We start from the raw sequence: 17,319 nt of genomic DNA, 5'->3' as shown, positions 1-17,319 counted from the left end.
TTAAAAAAACGAGCCGCGCTGCCTGGGTGGTTTAGTTGAACGTCTGCACGTCCTGACGCAGACGCTCGCTGAAGGCATCGAGGGACATCACGCCCAGATCGACGCCGCCACGGGCACGCACGGCTACCGTTTGTGCATCACGCTCCTTATCGCCGACAACCAGCAGATACGGCACCTTTTCAAGCGTGTGCTCGCGTATTTTATAGCTAATCTTCTCGTTGCGCAAATCCGCCTCCACTCTAACCCCTTGTTTTTGCAACGATTGGGCTAGCGTTTTGGCGTATTCCGCCTGACTTTCCGCGATATTCATCACAACGACCTGCATCGGCGCAAGCCAGGCAGGCATTGCACCAGCATGGTGCTCGATCAGAATGCCGAGGAAACGCTCCATTGATCCGACGATTGCCCGATGCAGCATGATCGGGCGCCGACGGCTGTTGTCTTCCGCGACATATTCGGCGCCCAGACGCTCCGGCAGCACCATATCGAGCTGCAGCGTGCCGCACTGCCACGAACGACCGAGCGCGTCCTTGATGTGATACTCGACCTTCGGACCGTAGAACGCACCCTCGCCCGGCAGTTCTTCCCACGTCACGCCACATGCCGTCAGCGCGTCGCGAAGACCTTGCTCGGCGCGATCCCATACTTCATCCGTACCGGCGCGCGCGTCCGGACGCAGCGAGAGCTTGATCTCGACGTTGTCGAAACCGAAATCTTTATACACGCTCATCGCCAGCGTGTTGAACGCGATCGATTCGCTGATGAACTGGTCTTCCGTACAGAAGATATGCGCATCGTCCTGGACGAAACCACGCACACGCATCAGGCCATGCAGAGCGCCCGACGATTCATTGCGATGGCACGAGCCGAACTCGGCATAACGCAGCGGCAAATCGCGATACGAACGCAGGCCGTGATTGAACACCTGCACGTGACCCGGGCAGTTCATCGGCTTGATTGCGTAATCGCGCTTTTCCGACTCCGTCGTGAACATGTTTTCACGATAGTTCTGCCAGTGACCGGACGCCTCCCACAGCGAGCGGTCCATGATCATCGGCGTCTTGATTTCAAGGTAACCGGCATCGTTCACGCGACGGCGCATGTACTGTTCGACCTGCTGCCATAACGTCCAGCCGCGCGGATGCCAGAACACCATGCCCGGCGATTCGTCCTGCATGTGAAACAGGTCGAGTTGCTTGCCGAGCTTACGGTGATCGCGCTTTTCCGCTTCTTCGAGCATGTGCAGGTACGCGTCCTGGTCTTCCTTCTTCGTCCAGGCCGTACCGTAAATGCGCTGCAACTGTTCGTTCTTCGAATCGCCGCGCCAGTACGCGCCCGCGAGCTTCATCAGCTTGAAGACCTTCAGCTTGCCCGTCGACGGGACGTGCGGGCCGCGGCACAGATCCGTGAAGCCGCCATGCGAGTACAGCTTGATTTCGTCGCTGGCGGGAATCGATTCGATGATCTCGGCCTTGTACTTTTCGCCGATGCTCTTGAAGTAGTCGACCGCTTCGTCGCGCGACACCACGCGGCGCGACACAGGCTCGTCCTTCTTCGCGAGTTCCTGCATGCGCTTTTCGATCTTCTCGAGATCTTCGGGCGTGAAGGGACGGCTGTACGAGAAGTCGTAGTAGAAGCCGTTGTCGATCACCGGCCCGATCGTCACTTGCGCTTCCGGGAAGAGATCCTTCACCGCGTACGCAAGCAAGTGGGCCGTGGAATGGCGAATGATGTCGAGACCGTCGGCGTCCTTCTCCGTGACAATCGCGAGCGAGACGTCGTGATCGATCAGCGCGGACGTATCCACCAGCTCACCGTCGATCTTGCCGCCGAGCGCCGCCTTCGCGAGGCCGGGGCCAATCGAGGCCGCCACTTCGGCGACCGTCACGGGATGCTCGTATTGTCGAACAGAACCATCGGGCAGTCGTATCGAAACCATTGCGTTCTCCGTAATGCCGGCCGGCGGCACAGGCAACAAGACTTAAAGACAAAAACCGGGACAAAAAAAATGCGGCCCCGCTTTCGAGGGGCCGCATTCACTTTTCTGCAAACTACTGCAAACAACAAGGGCGAAAGTGGTCCTCGACTAGCGTCGCTCCGAAGCAGTTCCGGTCAACGTTCGCGGTGTCATAACCATGATCGCTTTGTTCGCCATTTGCGCCGAAGCGCTCATTGCAACTTGCGTTTGCGAAACCTCGGCAACCCGAAGTTTCTGATTCGTTGGTAGGCTCGATTGGACTCGAACCAACGACCCCCACCATGTCAAGGTGGTGCTCTAACCAGCTGAGCTACGAGCCTAGAGAAACGAGATTATATGGAGCGTAGAGAAAGTTGGCAAGCGTTTTTATGTGGCGGCATCAAAATTAGCTTCGCCACGTCGACCGCTTACTTGCGTGTTGCCCTCACGACGCCCGCCACTTCGCCCAGCATCGCGCAGGCACGCTGAATCTGCGCGGCACTCGACACTTCCACAGTGAACTGCATGAACGCGGCGTTGCGTCGCGACTGCGTCTTCACACCGACCACGTTCATCTTCTCGCGCGCAAAGACTTCGGAGATATCGCGCAGCAGACCTTGACGGTCCGTCGCTTCGATCGACAGATCGACGGGATAGACCGACTTGCCGCGCCCACTCATCACGTCGGCGGACCATGCCGTTTGCAGCACGCGCTCTGGCGCGCGATCGGCCATGCGCAGGAACGTCGGGCAATCGCTGCGATGAATCGACATGCCCTTGCCCCGCGTGACGAAACCCGCGATGTCGTCGGGCGGCGCAGGCCGGCAGCAGCGCGCCAGTTGCGTCAGCAACGCATCGACGCCGACCACGAGCACACCCGTCGACGCCCCATGCGCAACGCTCGAACCGCTACTGCGCTTTTCGAACTGCTCGGGTGCTTCGACGACAGGTTCGGCGGGCGGCGCATCGCTCAGCGCCTGCTCGACGAGCCGCAAGCTGAACTCTTCCTTGCCGACCACCGAGAAGAGATCGTCGGTGGACTTGAAGCCGAGCTTCGCGGCAAGCTGATCGAGATTGACCGACGTCTTGCCTTCGCGCTGCAAGGTCTTTTCGACCATTGCCCGACCGGTCGCGATGTTCTCTTGCACCTCGACCGCGTTGAACCACGCGCGCACCTTCTGGCGTGCGCGATGGCTTTGCAGATAGCCAAGCTGCGGATTGAGCCAGTCACGCGACGGACCGCCCTCTTTCACCGCGATGACCTCGACCGTCTGCCCGTTCTGCAGCGGCGTGTTCAGCGGCACCATCGCGCCATCGACGCGCGCGCCGCGGCAACGATGCCCCAGTTCACTGTGCAGGTGATACGCGAAATCGAGCGGCGTCGCGCCTTGCGGCAACGGAATCACGCGAGCCTGCGGCGTGAGTGTGTAGATGTGATCGTCGTCGAGCGTGGCCTGGCGAAGTTGCTCCCAAGGTCTGAACGCACCCTGCTCGCCCGGCTTGCCTTCGGACACATCGTCCTTCCACGCGAGCAGCTGACGCAGCCACGCAATCTTCTCGTCGTACTTCTCGCTGGCGCTGAACTGCCCGCCATAGCCGCGCGTCCCCGCTTCCTTGTAGCGCCAATGCGCAGCCACGCCATATTCGGCGAACTGATGCATCTCCTGCGTGCGGATCTGCACTTCGAACGCGCGGCCATCGTCGCCGATCACCACCGTGTGCAGCGACTTGTAGCCGTTCGGCTTGGGCCGCGAGATGTAGTCGTCAAATTCCCTCGGCACCGGCTGCCACAGGTTGTGCACGATGCCGAGCACCGTATAGCAATCCTTGATGTCCGGCACGATGACGCGAAATGCGCGCACATCGTAGAGCTCGGAAAAATCGAGCTCCTTGCCGCGCATCTTCCGCCAGATGCTGTAGATGTGCTTGGGCCGGCCGCTCACTTCGGCCTTGATATGCGCGGCAGCGAGTTCCTGCTGCAGTCGCGCGATCGCCTCGGCAACATAGGTTTCGCGTTCGACTCGCTTCTCGTCGAGCAGCTTCGCGATACGCTTGTAGGTCTGCGGCTCTTCGAAGCGGAACGCGAGGTCTTCGAGTTCCCACTTCAGTTGCCAGATGCCGAGCCGGTTCGCGAGCGGCGCGTAGATATCCAGCGTCTCGCGCGCGACGTCGGGCGAAGGCGTGATCTTCGCGGCCGCGTAGTAGCGCAGCGATTGCAGACGTGACGCCAGCCGGATCAACACGACGCGAATGTCCTGCGCGAACGCGAGCAGCATCTTGCGCAGTGCTTCGACCTGCGCGCGGCGCGCGGCCTGCGCGTCGCGGCCCGCTTCGGGCATCGCGTTCTGCGCCGCGCGCATGCTCACCGTGCCGAGCCGCAGCAGCTTGCGCACATCGCTGACCAGTTGCGCGACTTCCTCACCGAAGTTGTCGGCGATGGTCTGCTCCGGGTTCTGCAGATGCGGTGTCAGCGAGAACAACGCCGCCGCGAGCACTGCGGGCGGATCGACGTTGAGTGTGCGCATGATCGCCGCCGTGCCCGCCGCATGTTCTGCGAGCGGCTCGCCCGACGAAAGCCGCGCATCGCCTGCATGCTCGCGGACGAACGCGAGCGCGTCGTCGAAAGACGGCGTCGGATTCGGAGCGGTCGTGGCGATATCGGTGTTCATCATGCAGCGGCCCGCGGCGCGCGCGGACAGGTCAGGCTGATACTCGAAGCGTGAATTGATTGCGTAGTTAGCTGCGTTGGGCGGCGACGACGACCACTTCGACGAGGCACTTCGGATTGGCGAGCTTGGACTCGACGGTAGCGCGCGGCGGCGTGTTGCCTTGCGCGACCCACTCGTCCCACACGGCGTTCATGCCGGCGAAGTGCACCATGTCCGAGATATAGATCTGCACCGACAGCAGATGCGCCTTGTCGCTGTTGACTTCGGCAAGCAGACGGTCGATGTGGCCGAGCACTTCGCGCGTCTGACCGGTGATGTCCTGATCGGTGTCTTCAGCGATCTGGCCAGCCAGATACACCGTGCCGTTGTGAACGGCGGTTTCCGAAAGACGCTTGCCGACGTGATGACGAATGACTGCCATGAAATGTCCTGTCAGTTGAGAATGAAAAACGACGACGCACGGAAATGCATGATGCGTAAAACCGGTCGGTCGAGACCGGTCAACGGCGCCGCGCCAATCTCATATTATGACGCGTCAGCGCCGTTCCCGAGAAAGAACCGTTTCGCGATCTCGATCTGATCGGCGTGCAGAAATGCCGGCGCATGGCCGACACCGGGAATTTCGACGCTCGACACGTTGCGTCCCTTCTCGATCATCTGCGCGACCGTTTCGCGCGACAGCAGATCCGATTGCTCGCCGCGCACGACGAGCACCGGGCCTTCGATCGCCGAGAACGAATGCCACAGCGCCGCCTCGCCGAGCGCCGCGAGTTCGGGCGTGGTCTGCTTGAACGGCTCGGCGATGCGCGGGTCGTAGCGAAAGCGCCACGCGCCTTCCTGCTCGTGCACCAGCGGCGTGTTGATCTCGCGCCACTCCTCCTGCGTCAACGGACCGAACGATTCCGCGAGCAACGCAGCGTGATCGATCGCTTCCTGCTGAGAGGAGAACGACACCGGCTGCCCCAGATAACCGCCGATACGCTCGATCGCAGCCGGTTCCAGGTGCGGACCGACGTCGTTGACGATCATCTTGCGAACGGGCGAATCTTTGAGCCCGGCGAAGGCCATGCCGATCAGTCCGCCCATCGACGTGCCAAACCAGTCGACCGATTCCACGCCGAGCCGCGCCACGAGCGTGACCATATCGCCGACATACTGCGGAATGCTGTAGTAAGCGGGATTGCCCAGCCACGACGACAGCCCGCGCCCAACCACATCCGGACACACCACGCGATACGTTGACGACAGCGCCGCCGCCAGCCGGTCGAAGTCGCGCCCCGAGCGCGTCAGCCCATGCACGCAGACCAGCACGCGCGGATTGTCGGGCGCGCCCCATTCGGTGTACGCGATGCGATGCAGTCCCGCGGGACTCGCGCATTGCACATAGCGCTGACGGGGCGCGGTGGAATGCGCGGTGAAATCGGGTGCAGGCGAAACAGCGACGGGCGTAGCGGTCATCGGGACTCCCTCGATCGAAAGAAGGTGGCGCACGAAGGCGCATGGAACACGATCGATTCTAAACTGCTTCGCCGCGTACGCTCATCGGTCGAACGGCATAGGACGAATGCACAAAAAGCAAAGCGGGCGCGACCTGCATCGCACCCGCTTCACGACAACTGCATTCGGCACGAGGCCGGGCAGACCTTTACTTCACGGCGCTCGTATCGAGCGGCGCGCCCGTCTTCGCCTTGATCTCGTCGACGGTGACGCCGTCAGCCAGTTCGACCAGCTTCAGACCGCCGTCCACCACGTCGATCACGCCGAGGTCCGTGATGATGCGATCGACCACGCCCACGCCCGTCAGCGGCAGCGTGCACTCTTCGAGGATCTTGTGCTGGTCGCCCTTCGCGACGTGCTCCATCAGCACGACGACCTTCTTCACGCCCGCGACGAGGTCCATCGCGCCGCCCATGCCCTTGATCATCTTGCCGGGGATCATCCAGTTCGCCAGATCGCCCTTCTTGCTGATCTGCATCGCGCCGAGGATCGCCAGGTTGATGTGGCCGCCGCGAATCATCGCGAACGAATCGGCCGACGAGAAAATCGACGAGCCCGGCAGCGTCGTCACCGTCTGCTTGCCGGCGTTGATGAGGTCGGCGTCCACTTCCTCTTCATACGGCGACGGGCCGATGCCGAGCAAACCGTTTTCCGATTGCAGCCACACTTCCATGCCCGCGGGCACGTGGTTGGCGACGAGCGTCGGCAGACCGATGCCGAGGTTCACGTAGAAGCCGTCCTGCAGTTCCTTCGCCGCGCGCGCGGCCATCTGGTCACGATTCCAAGCCATGGTTACTCTCCTTTCGCGCGGACGATGCGTTGTTCAATGCGTTTTTCCGGATGGGCGTTCAGCACGAGGCGCTGCACGAAGATGCCCGGCGTGTGGATCGCGTCCGGATCGAGTTCGCCCGTCTCGACGATCTCTTCGACTTCGGCGACCGTGATCTTGCCGGCCATCGCGCACATCGGGTTGAAGTTGCGCGCCGTGCGGCGGAAGATCAGGTTGCCCGACTTGTCGGCCTTCCATGCCTTGACAAGCGCGACGTCGGCCGTCAGCGAATGTTCGAGCACGTAGTGGTTCTCGCCGAACTGGCGCGTTTCCTTGCCTTCCGCGATGATCGTGCCGAAGCCGGTGTTCGTGAAGAACGCCGGAATGCCCGAGCCGCCCGCGCGCAGCTTTTCGGCCAGCGTGCCTTGCGGCGTGAATTCCAGTTCGAGTTCGCCCGCCAGATACTGGCGCTCGAATTCCTTGTTCTCGCCGACATACGACGAGATCATTTTCTTGATCTGGCGCGTTTCCAGCAGCAGACCGAGGCCGAAGCCGTCGACGCCCGCATTGTTGCTGATGCAGGTGATGCCCTTGACGCCCGACTCGCGCAGGGCCGCGATCAGCGCCTCGGGAATGCCGCACAATCCAAAGCCGCCGACGGCGAACGTCTGGCCGTCCTTGACGATGCCTTCGAGCGCGGCTGCGGCGCTTGCGTAGACTTTATTCATCAGTGTGTCCCTTCCTTGATTGGATACCCGAAATCCGGATCGATGCGACGCCGTTTTTATTCGACTGGCGCGACGGGCATGGCCCGACATGCCATTCTAGTCATCTGCGGCGAACGGTGGCGTGACACGGACAAAGCTGCTTTCCGGTGTCCGCTGCGTACCGTCCGGCGCGTCTGCGGCGCATCTTGTGATGTGCCGAAAGCGTACGATGCCGCGGCATTCCGGCACAATACGCAAAAATACATAAGTATTCGTACCGCATCCCTTCGCTGATTTCATGCCCGCTCTGGATTACCAAACCGCTTTTCACCTCGCGCCGATCGGCCTCGTGCTGGCGCGCGAACGGATCATCGAAGACTGCAACGACCAGCTTGCCGCGATCTTCGGCCGCTCGCGCGAGTCGTTGCTCGGGCAATCGTTCGCGGTGCTGTATCCGTCGCCCGACGAGTTCGAGCGTATCGGCGAGCGCATTCCGCCCATCATGACGGCGCAAGGCAGCTATGCCGACGACCGCATCATGAAGCGCGCCAACGGCGAGCTGTTCTGGTGTCACGTGACGGGACGCTCGCTCGATCTGTCCGTGCCTCACGCGGCGGGCGTCTGGACCTTCGAGGATCTGAGCGCGACGCGGCGTGTCGCTGTGGAACTGACTCCGCGCGAACGCGAGATCGCCGCGCAACTGGTGACGGGGAAAACCAGCAAGCAGATCGGCCGGATTCTCGACATCAGCTCGCGGACCGTCGACGTCTACCGCGCGCGGCTGATGCGCAAATACGGCACGGGCAACGCGACCGAACTGCTGCAGCGTCTGCTTGGAAACTGACTTTTGAGGGAGTGGCGGCGCCGGCTTCGGGTGCCGGCGCGCGTTGACTGCGTGGAGGCTGCGTGAAAAAGGCTCAGGCCTTCACGAGATGAGCGTTTTCGATGGTCGAGCGCAGCAGATCCGGAATCGGCACCGACTTGCCTGCCGCGTAGTCGATCCACACGCATTTGGCCGAGCCGCGCGCGTACAGCGTGCCGGGATCGTCGGCGCGGAATAGCTCGAAGCCGGTGTCGAAGCTGCTGCGCCCCGGCGTGCCGACCGTCATACGGCCAATCACGTCGCCCGGATAGTGCAGCTGCTTCAGAAATTCCATCGACGCATTGACGATCACGGGGCCTTGCCCTTCGCCATTGCCGCCGGCGATGCCAAGCTGCTCGAACCAGGAAATCCGCACCTGCTCCATGTAACGGAAATAGACCGTGTTGTTCACATGGCCGAACGCGTCCATGTCGCCCCAGCGGATCGGCATCGACATCTCAAAAACGGGGTGGTACTCGCTCATTGCACTTCTTCTTGCGGGTTGAATCGGGTTTGAATCCGGGTTGAATCGGGAAAGCAAAGCTGCCTGCGCCGCGCGCTCAGGCGCGGCGGCGACATATGGATGACGCGACGTGCCGCGCCAGGCGGACGTCGCGCTCGAGGTCAATGATCGCGCGTTTCGCGTTTTTGCGCCGCGAACCGCGCGAATCGCGTCGCGCCCGTTACGAGAGGGCGAAGCCGTCGTCGGCGGCAATCACCGAGCCGTTGATGAACTGCGACTCGTCGGCGGCCAGCAGCAGCAACAGCCCGTCGAGATCTTCCGGTTTGCCGACGCGGTGCCTCGGCAGCATCGACACCAGCTTTTGCCCCTGATCCGTCGACCAGTGATGATGGTTGATCTCGGTATCGATATAGCCCGGGCAGATCGCGTTCACGTTGATGCCATGGCGGCCCCACTCCTGAGCCATCGCCTTCGTCATGTGCACAACAGCCGCCTTGCTCATCGAATACAGCCCGATCTGCGGCAACACGCGCAAACCCGCCACCGACGCGATATTGATGATCCGGTACGGCGGCTTGTTGGCGCCGCCGCCGCGCATGATCATCCGTTTGGCCACTTCCTGCGCGACGAAAAACGCGCCGCGCGTGTTCGTGTCGAACACATATTCGAAGTCGGCGGGCGTCACGTCGGTCAGCTTTTGCGTCGTCGACACGCCCGAGTTGTTGACGAGGATGTCGATCGTACCCGCCTCCGTCTCGGCGTGCGCGACGGCCGACTTGATGCTCTGATAGTCGGTCACGTCGAGCGACACGACGGCCGCCGCGCCGCCCGACGCCTCGATTTCGGCGCGCAATTCCTTCAGACGTTCGATACGTCGGCTTGCCAGCACGACCTTTGCGCCAGCCTGCGACAACACCATCGCAAACCGCTTGCCGAGTCCACTCGACGCGCCCGTAATCAGCGCCACCTTGCCTTCCAGATTGATCGAACGGCCCATTGTCGTTTTCCTTGGAACGTGAATGTGACGGAGCGACGAACCGGCGCGCGGCGCGGCCATGGGTCAACCCCAGGTCACAATAATAGAACGATCGTGCTAATATTGTCTCGTTGTGTTGCAGCGCAGGGATCATTCACTGACAATACGATCCCGAAAAAAGCATTCTAACGGTAAGAGGAGCATCAATGACCCCCGCAAGTCTGATCGAGCAATATGGCCCGCGCGAGTCGATGGAATATGACGTCGTGATCGTCGGCGGCGGCCCGGCCGGCCTGTCCGCGGCCATTCGCCTGAAGCAGCGCGCCGCCGAAAAAGGCGTCGAAATTGGCGTCTGCGTGCTCGAAAAAGGCTCGGAAGTCGGGGCGCATATCCTCTCGGGCGCGGTGATGGACCCGCGTGCGCTGAACGAACTGATCCCGGACTGGAAGGAAAAAGGCGCGCCGCTCGACGTCGAAGTGACGGAAGACCGCTTCCTGTTCCTGAACGAAACGGGCGCGAAATCGGTGCCGAACTGGGCGTTGCCGGACAATTTCAAGAATCACGGCAACTACGTGATCAGCCTCGCGAACGTCACGCGCTGGCTGGGTCAGCAGGCGGAAGCGCTGGGCGTCGAGATTTTCCCGGGCTTTGCGGCGGCTGAAGTCCTGTACAACGACGACGGCTCGGTGAAAGGCGTCGCGACGGGCAATCTCGGTATCGGCAAGGACGGCGAGCCGACGGAAAATTTCCAGCTCGGCATGGAGTTGCACGCGAAATACACGCTGTTCTGCGAAGGCGCGCGCGGGCATCTCGGACGCCAGCTGTCGGACAAATTCAAGCTGCGTGACGGCGCCGATCCGCAGGTGTACGGCATCGGCATCAAGGAACTGTGGGAGATTGATCCCGCAAAGCACAAGCCGGGCCTCGTGATCCACACGGCCGGCTGGCCGCTCGATACGCAGACCTATGGCGGCTCGTTCCTCTATCACATCGACAACAATCAGGTGATGGTCGGGTTCGTGGTCGGCCTCGGCTATTCGAACCCGTATCTGTCGCCGTTCGAAGAATTCCAGCGCTACAAGACGCACCCGGAAATCCGCAAGTTCCTCGAAGGCGGCAAGCGTGTGTCGTACGGCGCGCGCGCGATCACGGCGGGCGGCCTGCTGTCGCTGCCGAAGCTCGTGTTCCCGGGCGGCGCGCTGGTCGGCGATGACGCGGGCTTCCTGAACGCGTCGCGGATCAAGGGCTCGCACGCGGCAATCAAGACGGGCATGCTCGCCGCCGACGCCGCGTTCGATGCCGTGCAAGCCGGCCGTCAGAGCGACGAACTCGCGGCTTATCCGGAGTCGTTCAAGACTTCGTGGCTGCACACCGAGCTTTATCGCGCACGTAACTTCAAGCAGTGGATGAGCAAGGGCCTGTATCTGGGCACGCTGATGGTCGGCATCGAGCAGAAGCTGATGGGCGGGAACGTGCCGTGGACGCTGCATCACCAGCACTGGGATCACGAGATGCTGAAACCGGCGTCGCAGTGCAAGCCGATCGAGTATCCGAAGCCGGACGGCAAGCTGACGTTCGACCGTCTGTCGTCGGTGTTCATCTCGAACACGAATCACGAAGAGAACCAGCCCGCGCACCTGACGCTCAAGGATGCGAGCGTGCCTGTGAACGTGAACCTGCAGACCTACGCGGGACCGGAAAGCCGCTACTGCCCCGCCGCCGTCTACGAGTTCGTGAAGAACGACGACGGCAGCGAGCGGCTCGTGATCAACGCGCAGAACTGCGTCCACTGCAAGACGTGCGACATCAAGGACCCGACGCAGAACATCGTGTGGGTCACGCCCGAAGGCGGCGGCGGTCCGAACTACCCGAACATGTGAGTTCGGCACTGCTCCGCCCGCAAACAAAAAACGCCGCTCGATGAGCGGCGTTTTTGCATCATGGCCCGGATGCAACACCGATCAGGCCGCAAAAACCTCCAGCCGCGCGCGGACCTGGTCGAGCACAGGCGCCCACGCCCCGACGGACGGCTGACGAAACAGCTCGACCGTCCGATACCACGGCGTACGCTCCGTCTCCTCGCCCCAGAACCACGCGGACACGTGATCGAGCATCAGCCAGGTTGGCACGCCGAGCGCGCCCGCCAGATGCGCCGGGCCGCTGTCGATGGTCAACAGCACATCGAGATTCACCAGCAATGCCGCCACATCGTCGAAACCGGCTTCGAATTGCGGCGTCAGGTCGACGACATCGAAACCCTGCGACCGCCATTGTCCGACCGTCTGTCCACGCCCAGGCGAAATCGCGAAGAAGGTCACGCCGGGAACATCAAGGATCCGTGCGAACGCTTCGGCATCGACCGATCGACGCCGGTCGCGGATGTGATCGGGATTGCCGTTCCACACGATGCCGATCTTCTTCTTTCCCTCAGCCGTCGCACTCGCGACGCGCTCCCGCCACGCCTCGACGCGCGCAGGATCGGCGCTCAGATACGGCCGCCCCCAGGTAGAAGGATCGTTGACGCCGAGCCGCAGCGGCAAACTCATCAGCCCACAATGGTAGTCGGGCTTCGTGTCGAGGCTCGTTTCGATCGCGATGCCATCGGGCAACATGCGCTCGAACAGATGCTGCATCGGCCCGGCATAGCCGAACACCACGCGACCGCCTTCGCGTTGCGCCCGTTCGGCGAGCATCGGCAGAAAGCGCACGGCCCACAGGCAGTCGCCGTTGCCCTGCTCGCCATACACGACGAGCTTCTTGCCCGCCAGCGATTCACCACGCCAGTTCGGACTGATGGCCGCCAGCGCCGCCTTCGCGGCGTTCGCATCGTGCGCGAAAGCGACGCGCGCTTCGTAGTCGAGCCAGCCTTGTGCATAGCGCCCCGCCCGCACCTCCAGCTCCGACAGGTCGAACATTGCGTGCGCGTTGTTCGGCGTCATTTCAAGCACGCGGCGCAGCAACGCTTCCGCTTCGCCGAACCGGCCCTGCTCCTTGATGGATAGCGCCAGCTTGTGCAACACGATGTGATTTCCCGGCGCAGCACGCGCAGCTTCGTGAAGCAGTCGCTGCGCTTCGGCGAAATCGTCGCGCTCCTGAAAAACGGCGGCACGCCAGACGAGCGCGTTGGCGTCGCCGGCATCGCGCGCCAGCAGCAGCGCCGTAGCGGATTCGACGAGCGGCCAGTCGCGCAGAATGAAGGCCGTCTGCGCGACGTTGTGCAACAGGCGGGGATCGCAGTTCGCGTCGAGCCGATAGGCCCGCACGAGCGCGTCAATGGCTTCGCGCAAAAGCGCCCTGTCGCCGTTCGCGCGTTCGAGCAGCGTATTGCCGAGTACGAGCCAGTCGCCAGCGACGGCGTCGGGCTGTGACGTGCGCGCGCGCAGCGGCTCGAGCGGGTCAGCCATGGTGGGATTGCCAGTGTTCATGTCGACTGCCCGTCAGGAAGCGCGCGCGTGCGGTTCGCGTTCGAGCTTACGGCGCGCTGGCCGCGATCTTCGGCGTTCCGACGACCACGTCGCCGCATTGCGCGCGATGCCGCAGCGCGTGGTCGATCAGCACGAGCGCGAGCATCGCCTCGGCGATCGGCGTAGCGCGAATGCCGACGCACGGATCGTGGCGGCCGAACGTTTCGACGACGGCCGGCTGCCCGTTCTTGTCGATCGAACGACGCGGCGTACGGATACTCGACGTCGGCTTGATCGCAATCGAAACAGTAATGTCCTGTCCCGTCGAAATGCCGCCGAGCACGCCACCCGCGTGATTGCCGACGAAGCCTTCCGGCGTCAGTTCATCGCCGTGAACGGAGCCGCGCTGCGCGACGCTCGCGAAGCCCGCGCCGATCTCGACGCCCTTCACCGCGTTGATACCCATCATCGCGTGCGCGATGTCGGCGTCGAGACGGTCGAACAGCGGTTCGCCAAGGCCGACGGGCACGCCCGACGCGACCACGTTGATGCGCGCGCCGATCGAATCGCCGTCCTTGCGCAGCGCGTCCATGTAATCTTCGAGTTGCGGCACGATGTCAGCGTTCGGCACGAAGAACGGATTCTCGCGCACGAATTGCCAGTCGACGAACGGCACGTCGATCTCGCCGAGCGCCGCCATATAGCCGCGAATCTCGGTGCCGAACTTCTCGCGCAGCCACTTCTTCGCGACCGCGCCCGCCGCCACCGTCGGAGCCGTCAGACGCGCGGACGAACGGCCGCCGCCGCGATAGTCGCGAATGCCGAATTTCTGCCAGTAGGTGTAGTCGGCGTGACCGGGGCGGAACGTTTCGGCGATATTGCCGTAGTCCTTGCTGCGCTGGTCCGTGTTGCGGATCAGCAGCGCGATGGGCGCGCCCGTCGTCTTGCCCTCGAAGACGCCGGAGAGAATCTCGACCTTGTCTTCTTCCTGACGCTGCGTCACGTGGCGCGACGTGCCGGGCTTGCGGCGGTCGAGTTCGAGCTGGATGTCGGCTTCGGCGAGCGACATGCCCGGCGGGCAGCCGTCGATTACACAGCCGATAGCCGGGCCGTGCGATTCGCCGAAGGTCGTGACGGTGAAGAGCGTACCGAGGGTATTGCCGGACATGAGCGTCGTCCAAAGAAATGCGGGGAGGACGTTATTATGCCAGCCCCGCCGCGCTGCCGTGGCGCGTTGCGGCCCCGTCGGTAGTCATAGGACAAATGGACGGCGCGCACTGCCCGTCGCGAGGCGCCTTCACGAAGCGATGTCACTTTCGCGCGCCGCGCAGTTCCGTCACGATCTGCTGCAGCCGCTCCGGCGTGGCTTCTGCCGGTTCGAGCGGCTCGGCGACAGCCAGCGTCAGGCGGCTCATCACACCTTTCTGGATCGGACGCGGAAAGCGTGCGTCGATGCTGCGCGACCAGAAACTGCCCCACAAACCGCGCAACGCCATCGGCACGACGGGCGCGGGCTTGCGCCGCAAAATCTCCGTGACGCCGTGCCGGAACGGATTCATGTCACCCGTTTTCGTCAGCTTGCCCTCTGGAAAAATACAGACGAGATCGCCGTCGTCGAGCGCTTTCGCGCAGGCTTCGTAGGCACGCGCGAGCAACGTGGCATCTTCGTGTGCGGGCGCAATCGGAATCGCCTTAGCGTGTCTGAACAGCCATCCGACGACGGGCGTCCGGAAGATTCGGTGATCCATCACGAAGCGGATCGGCCGCGGGCTTTCGGCCATGATGACGATGGCATCGACATAGCTCACGTGATTGCACACCAGCACGGCCGCGCCCTCTTCCGGGATGCGCTCGGCGTGCACGAGGCGGATCCGGTAGAACGTGTGCACGAGCAGCCACGCGACGAAGCGCAGCAGGAACTCCGGCACGAGCGAATAGATATAGATCGCGACGACCACGTTGAGCAGCGCCGTCACGAGGAACAGCCCTGGAATGTCCACGCCCGCCGACGTCAGCGCGACGGCCATCAGCGCCGACACGATCATGAACAGCGAGTTGAGGATATTGTTCGCCGCGATGATCCGCGCGCGATGGCTCGGCTGGCTGCGGCTCTGGATCAACGCGTAAAGCGGCACACTGTAAAAGCCGCCGAACATCGCGAGCAGGAACAGATCGGCGAGCACGCGCCAATGCGCAGGCAACGTCATGAACTCGGCCACCGTCAGCAGATGCCCTGCGCCCGGCAACGTATGGCTGGCGAAGAACAGATCGATCCCGAAGACGCTGATGCCGATCGAGCCGAGCGGCACGAGACCGATCTCGATACGCTTCTTCGACAGCCGCTCGCAGAGCAGCGACCCGGTGCCGATACCGATAGAGAACGTCGCCAGCAGCACGGTGACGACGTCGGGATTCGCGGACAACACGTCCTTCGCAAAGCGGAAGAACGACGACAAAAACGTCGCACCGACGAACCACAACCAGGAAATGCCGAGCAGACTCAGAAAGACCGTCCGGTTCTGACGCGCGAGCTTCAGATTGCGCCAGGTTTCGCTGATCGGATTCCAGTTGATGCGCAGTTCAGGTTGAGACGGCGTCGACGGCGGCACGAAGCCCGACGCCACGCGCCCTATCACGGCAATCGCGACGCAGCCGAAAGCGAGAATGGCCGCGCCATGCGCATCCGAACCCGCCGCCGCGCCGCCCATGATCGTGCCGAGCAGAATCGCGACGAAGGTGCCCATCTCGACCATGCCGTTGCCGCCGACCAGCTCCGACTTCTCCAGATGCTGCGGCAGATACGCATACTTGACGGGGCCGAACACCGTCGAATGCACGCCCATCAGGAACGTGCACAGATACAGCAGCGCCGCGTTATGCAGCCAGAAGCCCGCGCCGCCTACCAGCATCACGCCGATCTCGAAGGTTTTCACGAAGCGCGTGAGCATCGCCTTGTCGTACTTGTCGGCGATCTGACCGGACGTGGCAGAGAACAGGACAAACGGCAGAATGAAGATCGCGGAAATCAGAAAAGCCGCGGTATCCGCATTGACGCCTGAGAAACGCGCGGCCTGATACGTGACGAGCGACGTGAAGCCGATCTTGAACACGTTGTCGTTCATTGCACCGAGGAACTGCGTCCAGAAGAACGGCGCAAAACGGCGCTCGCGCAACAGACGGAACTGCGAGCCATGCTCGCGCGCGCTGCGCTTTGCTTGTGCGGCGGTGGACAACGGACGATCGCTCATGAAGTGCTGGACAGAAGACGGGCTGTGTCGGAACGGCGAACACAAAAAAGCGCGCTGATTACGCGCGCTTCGAGGATGATGCAGTCATGCGACAGCGGCATGTCGGCAGGCTTCACACCGGCACATCGACCTATGCCGATGGGCTCAGCGCGACGGCTGCTCCTGTTGCGGCTCGTCTTCGGCGGGCCAGTCGCGGATGTAGGCCTTCAGCATCCGGTTTTCAAAGCCCTGCTCTTCGACGACAGCTTTCGCGACGTCGTAGAACGAAATCACGCCCATCAGCTTGCGGCTTTCCATGACGGGCAGATAGCGCACGTGATGCTCGAGCATCATGCGGCGCACTTCGTTGACATCCGTTTCCGGCGTGCAGGTAAGCGGGTGATCGTCCATGATCTTGCGGATCGTGCTGCCGCCGACGCTGCCGCCATTGCGGCTCAGCACCAAAATGATCTCGCGGAACGTCAGCATGCCGACGAGGTCGCCGTACTCCATCACGACGAGCGAGCCGATATCGTGTTCGGCCATCGTGATGACGGCTTCGTTGAGCGGCGTGTCGGGCGTGACCGTGAAAAGCGTGTTGCCCTTGAGCTTGAGGATGTCGCTGACGCGCATGATTCGTCTCCTGTCGACGGAAGCCGGCGTGACGCCGCTCGCTTCCGCCCATACAAAGTTGTCGACGGGAATCAGCGCTTGGGCGCTCTGCCCCGGTCCCGTGCAACGTGGTTGCGGATGAAGCCTTCAGAAGCATGAAAAGGCATGACTGACTT

General features: G+C 62.6%; 14 protein-coding genes and 1 tRNA gene. 2 read left to right on the top strand and 13 right to left on the bottom strand.

The features are described 5' to 3' along the window. Nucleotides 1-31: 31 nt before the first annotated feature. The 7 genes from thrS to QEN71_RS05245 form a co-directional block, all read right to left on the bottom strand. Nucleotides 32-1,939 carry a threonine--tRNA ligase gene (thrS, locus tag QEN71_RS05275; RefSeq protein WP_201650018.1) on the bottom strand — a complete coding sequence of 636 codons (1,908 nt, stop codon included), beginning with the start codon at nt 1,937-1,939 and terminating at the stop codon, nt 32-34. Nucleotides 1,940-2,221: 282 nt separating this feature from the next. Next, nucleotides 2,222-2,298 (bottom strand) — tRNA-Val (locus QEN71_RS05270). Nucleotides 2,299-2,385: 87 nt separating this feature from the next. After that, entirely contained in the window at nt 2,386-4,626 is a 2,241-nt protein-coding gene (locus QEN71_RS05265; protein WP_201650256.1) for a RelA/SpoT family protein, read from the bottom strand. Nucleotides 4,627-4,693: 67 nt separating this feature from the next. Next, complete coding sequence (locus QEN71_RS05260) at nt 4,694-5,047, bottom strand: RidA family protein (protein ID WP_201650017.1); 354 nt, start codon at nt 5,045-5,047, stop codon at nt 4,694-4,696. A 104-nt stretch (nt 5,048-5,151) separates the two neighbouring features. Beyond that, on the bottom strand, nt 5,152-6,084 hold the full coding sequence (locus tag QEN71_RS05255) for an alpha/beta fold hydrolase (RefSeq protein ID WP_201650016.1): 933 nt from the start codon (nt 6,082-6,084) through the stop codon (nt 5,152-5,154). Between the two features lie 187 nt (nt 6,085-6,271). After that, nucleotides 6,272-6,913, bottom strand: coding sequence for a CoA transferase subunit B (locus QEN71_RS05250; RefSeq protein WP_028368828.1), 642 nt, complete (start codon nt 6,911-6,913; stop codon nt 6,272-6,274). Between the two features lie 2 nt (nt 6,914-6,915). Then, nucleotides 6,916-7,620: a CoA transferase subunit A gene (locus QEN71_RS05245; RefSeq protein WP_201650015.1), complete on the bottom strand. Its 705-nt coding sequence runs from the start codon at nt 7,618-7,620 to the stop codon at nt 6,916-6,918. A 277-nt stretch (nt 7,621-7,897) separates the two neighbouring features. Between QEN71_RS05245 and QEN71_RS05240 the strand changes: the two genes are divergently transcribed. Then, nucleotides 7,898-8,443 carry a PAS and helix-turn-helix domain-containing protein gene (locus QEN71_RS05240; RefSeq protein ID WP_201650014.1) on the top strand — a complete coding sequence of 182 codons (546 nt, stop codon included), beginning with the start codon at nt 7,898-7,900 and terminating at the stop codon, nt 8,441-8,443. A gap of 73 nt (nt 8,444-8,516) precedes the next feature. Here QEN71_RS05240 and QEN71_RS05235 read toward each other — a convergent pair whose 3' ends face one another. Further along, on the bottom strand, nt 8,517-8,945 hold the full coding sequence (locus QEN71_RS05235) for an acyl-CoA thioesterase (protein WP_201650013.1): 429 nt from the start codon (nt 8,943-8,945) through the stop codon (nt 8,517-8,519). Between the two features lie 199 nt (nt 8,946-9,144). Continuing rightward, nucleotides 9,145-9,921: an SDR family oxidoreductase gene (locus QEN71_RS05230; protein WP_201650012.1), complete on the bottom strand. Its 777-nt coding sequence runs from the start codon at nt 9,919-9,921 to the stop codon at nt 9,145-9,147. A gap of 185 nt (nt 9,922-10,106) precedes the next feature. Between QEN71_RS05230 and QEN71_RS05225 the strand changes: the two genes are divergently transcribed. Beyond that, on the top strand, nt 10,107-11,780 hold the full coding sequence (locus QEN71_RS05225; RefSeq protein ID WP_290468235.1) for an electron transfer flavoprotein-ubiquinone oxidoreductase: 1,674 nt from the start codon (nt 10,107-10,109) through the stop codon (nt 11,778-11,780). Between the two features lie 81 nt (nt 11,781-11,861). On the opposite strand, the gene QEN71_RS05220 is transcribed toward QEN71_RS05225, so the two are convergent. The 4 genes from QEN71_RS05220 to QEN71_RS05205 form a co-directional block, all read right to left on the bottom strand. After that, complete coding sequence (locus QEN71_RS05220) at nt 11,862-13,325, bottom strand: tetratricopeptide repeat protein (protein WP_201657899.1); 1,464 nt, start codon at nt 13,323-13,325, stop codon at nt 11,862-11,864. A gap of 46 nt (nt 13,326-13,371) precedes the next feature. Further along, nucleotides 13,372-14,472, bottom strand: a complete 1,101-nt coding sequence (gene aroC, locus QEN71_RS05215; RefSeq protein ID WP_201657902.1) for a chorismate synthase — start codon at nt 14,470-14,472, stop codon at nt 13,372-13,374. A 142-nt stretch (nt 14,473-14,614) separates the two neighbouring features. Then, nucleotides 14,615-16,552, bottom strand: coding sequence for an MFS transporter (locus tag QEN71_RS05210; protein WP_201657905.1), 1,938 nt, complete (start codon nt 16,550-16,552; stop codon nt 14,615-14,617). A 144-nt stretch (nt 16,553-16,696) separates the two neighbouring features. Continuing rightward, nucleotides 16,697-17,164, bottom strand: coding sequence for a CBS domain-containing protein (locus QEN71_RS05205; RefSeq protein WP_201657908.1), 468 nt, complete (start codon nt 17,162-17,164; stop codon nt 16,697-16,699). Nucleotides 17,165-17,319: the final 155 nt, after the last annotated feature.

The organism is Paraburkholderia sabiae (genome assembly GCF_030412785.1).
In the GTDB taxonomy this organism is placed as follows: Bacteria; Pseudomonadota; Gammaproteobacteria; order Burkholderiales; family Burkholderiaceae; genus Paraburkholderia; species Paraburkholderia sabiae.
Note: the sequence above shows the minus strand (reverse complement) of the source record. Positions and strands in the feature narration are given on the sequence as shown.

Coding starts and splice junctions, on each gene's coding strand:
- QEN71_RS05225 (WP_290468235.1), top strand. CDS start 10,107: ATGACCCCCGCAAGTCTGATCGAGCAATATGGCCCGCGCGAGTCGATG.
- QEN71_RS05245 (WP_201650015.1), bottom strand. CDS start 7,620: ATGAATAAAGTCTACGCAAGCGCCGCAGCCGCGCTCGAAGGCATCGTC.
- aroC (WP_201657902.1), bottom strand. CDS start 14,472: ATGTCCGGCAATACCCTCGGTACGCTCTTCACCGTCACGACCTTCGGC.
- QEN71_RS05265 (WP_201650256.1), bottom strand. CDS start 4,626: ATGAACACCGATATCGCCACGACCGCTCCGAATCCGACGCCGTCTTTC.
- QEN71_RS05210 (WP_201657905.1), bottom strand. CDS start 16,552: ATGAGCGATCGTCCGTTGTCCACCGCCGCACAAGCAAAGCGCAGCGCG.
- QEN71_RS05205 (WP_201657908.1), bottom strand. CDS start 17,164: ATGCGCGTCAGCGACATCCTCAAGCTCAAGGGCAACACGCTTTTCACG.
- QEN71_RS05255 (WP_201650016.1), bottom strand. CDS start 6,084: ATGACCGCTACGCCCGTCGCTGTTTCGCCTGCACCCGATTTCACCGCG.
- QEN71_RS05235 (WP_201650013.1), bottom strand. CDS start 8,945: ATGAGCGAGTACCACCCCGTTTTTGAGATGTCGATGCCGATCCGCTGG.
- QEN71_RS05220 (WP_201657899.1), bottom strand. CDS start 13,325: ATGAACACTGGCAATCCCACCATGGCTGACCCGCTCGAGCCGCTGCGC.
- QEN71_RS05230 (WP_201650012.1), bottom strand. CDS start 9,921: ATGGGCCGTTCGATCAATCTGGAAGGCAAGGTGGCGCTGATTACGGGC.
- QEN71_RS05240 (WP_201650014.1), top strand. CDS start 7,898: ATGCCCGCTCTGGATTACCAAACCGCTTTTCACCTCGCGCCGATCGGC.
- thrS (WP_201650018.1), bottom strand. CDS start 1,939: ATGGTTTCGATACGACTGCCCGATGGTTCTGTTCGACAATACGAGCAT.
- QEN71_RS05260 (WP_201650017.1), bottom strand. CDS start 5,047: ATGGCAGTCATTCGTCATCACGTCGGCAAGCGTCTTTCGGAAACCGCC.
- QEN71_RS05250 (WP_028368828.1), bottom strand. CDS start 6,913: ATGGCTTGGAATCGTGACCAGATGGCCGCGCGCGCGGCGAAGGAACTG.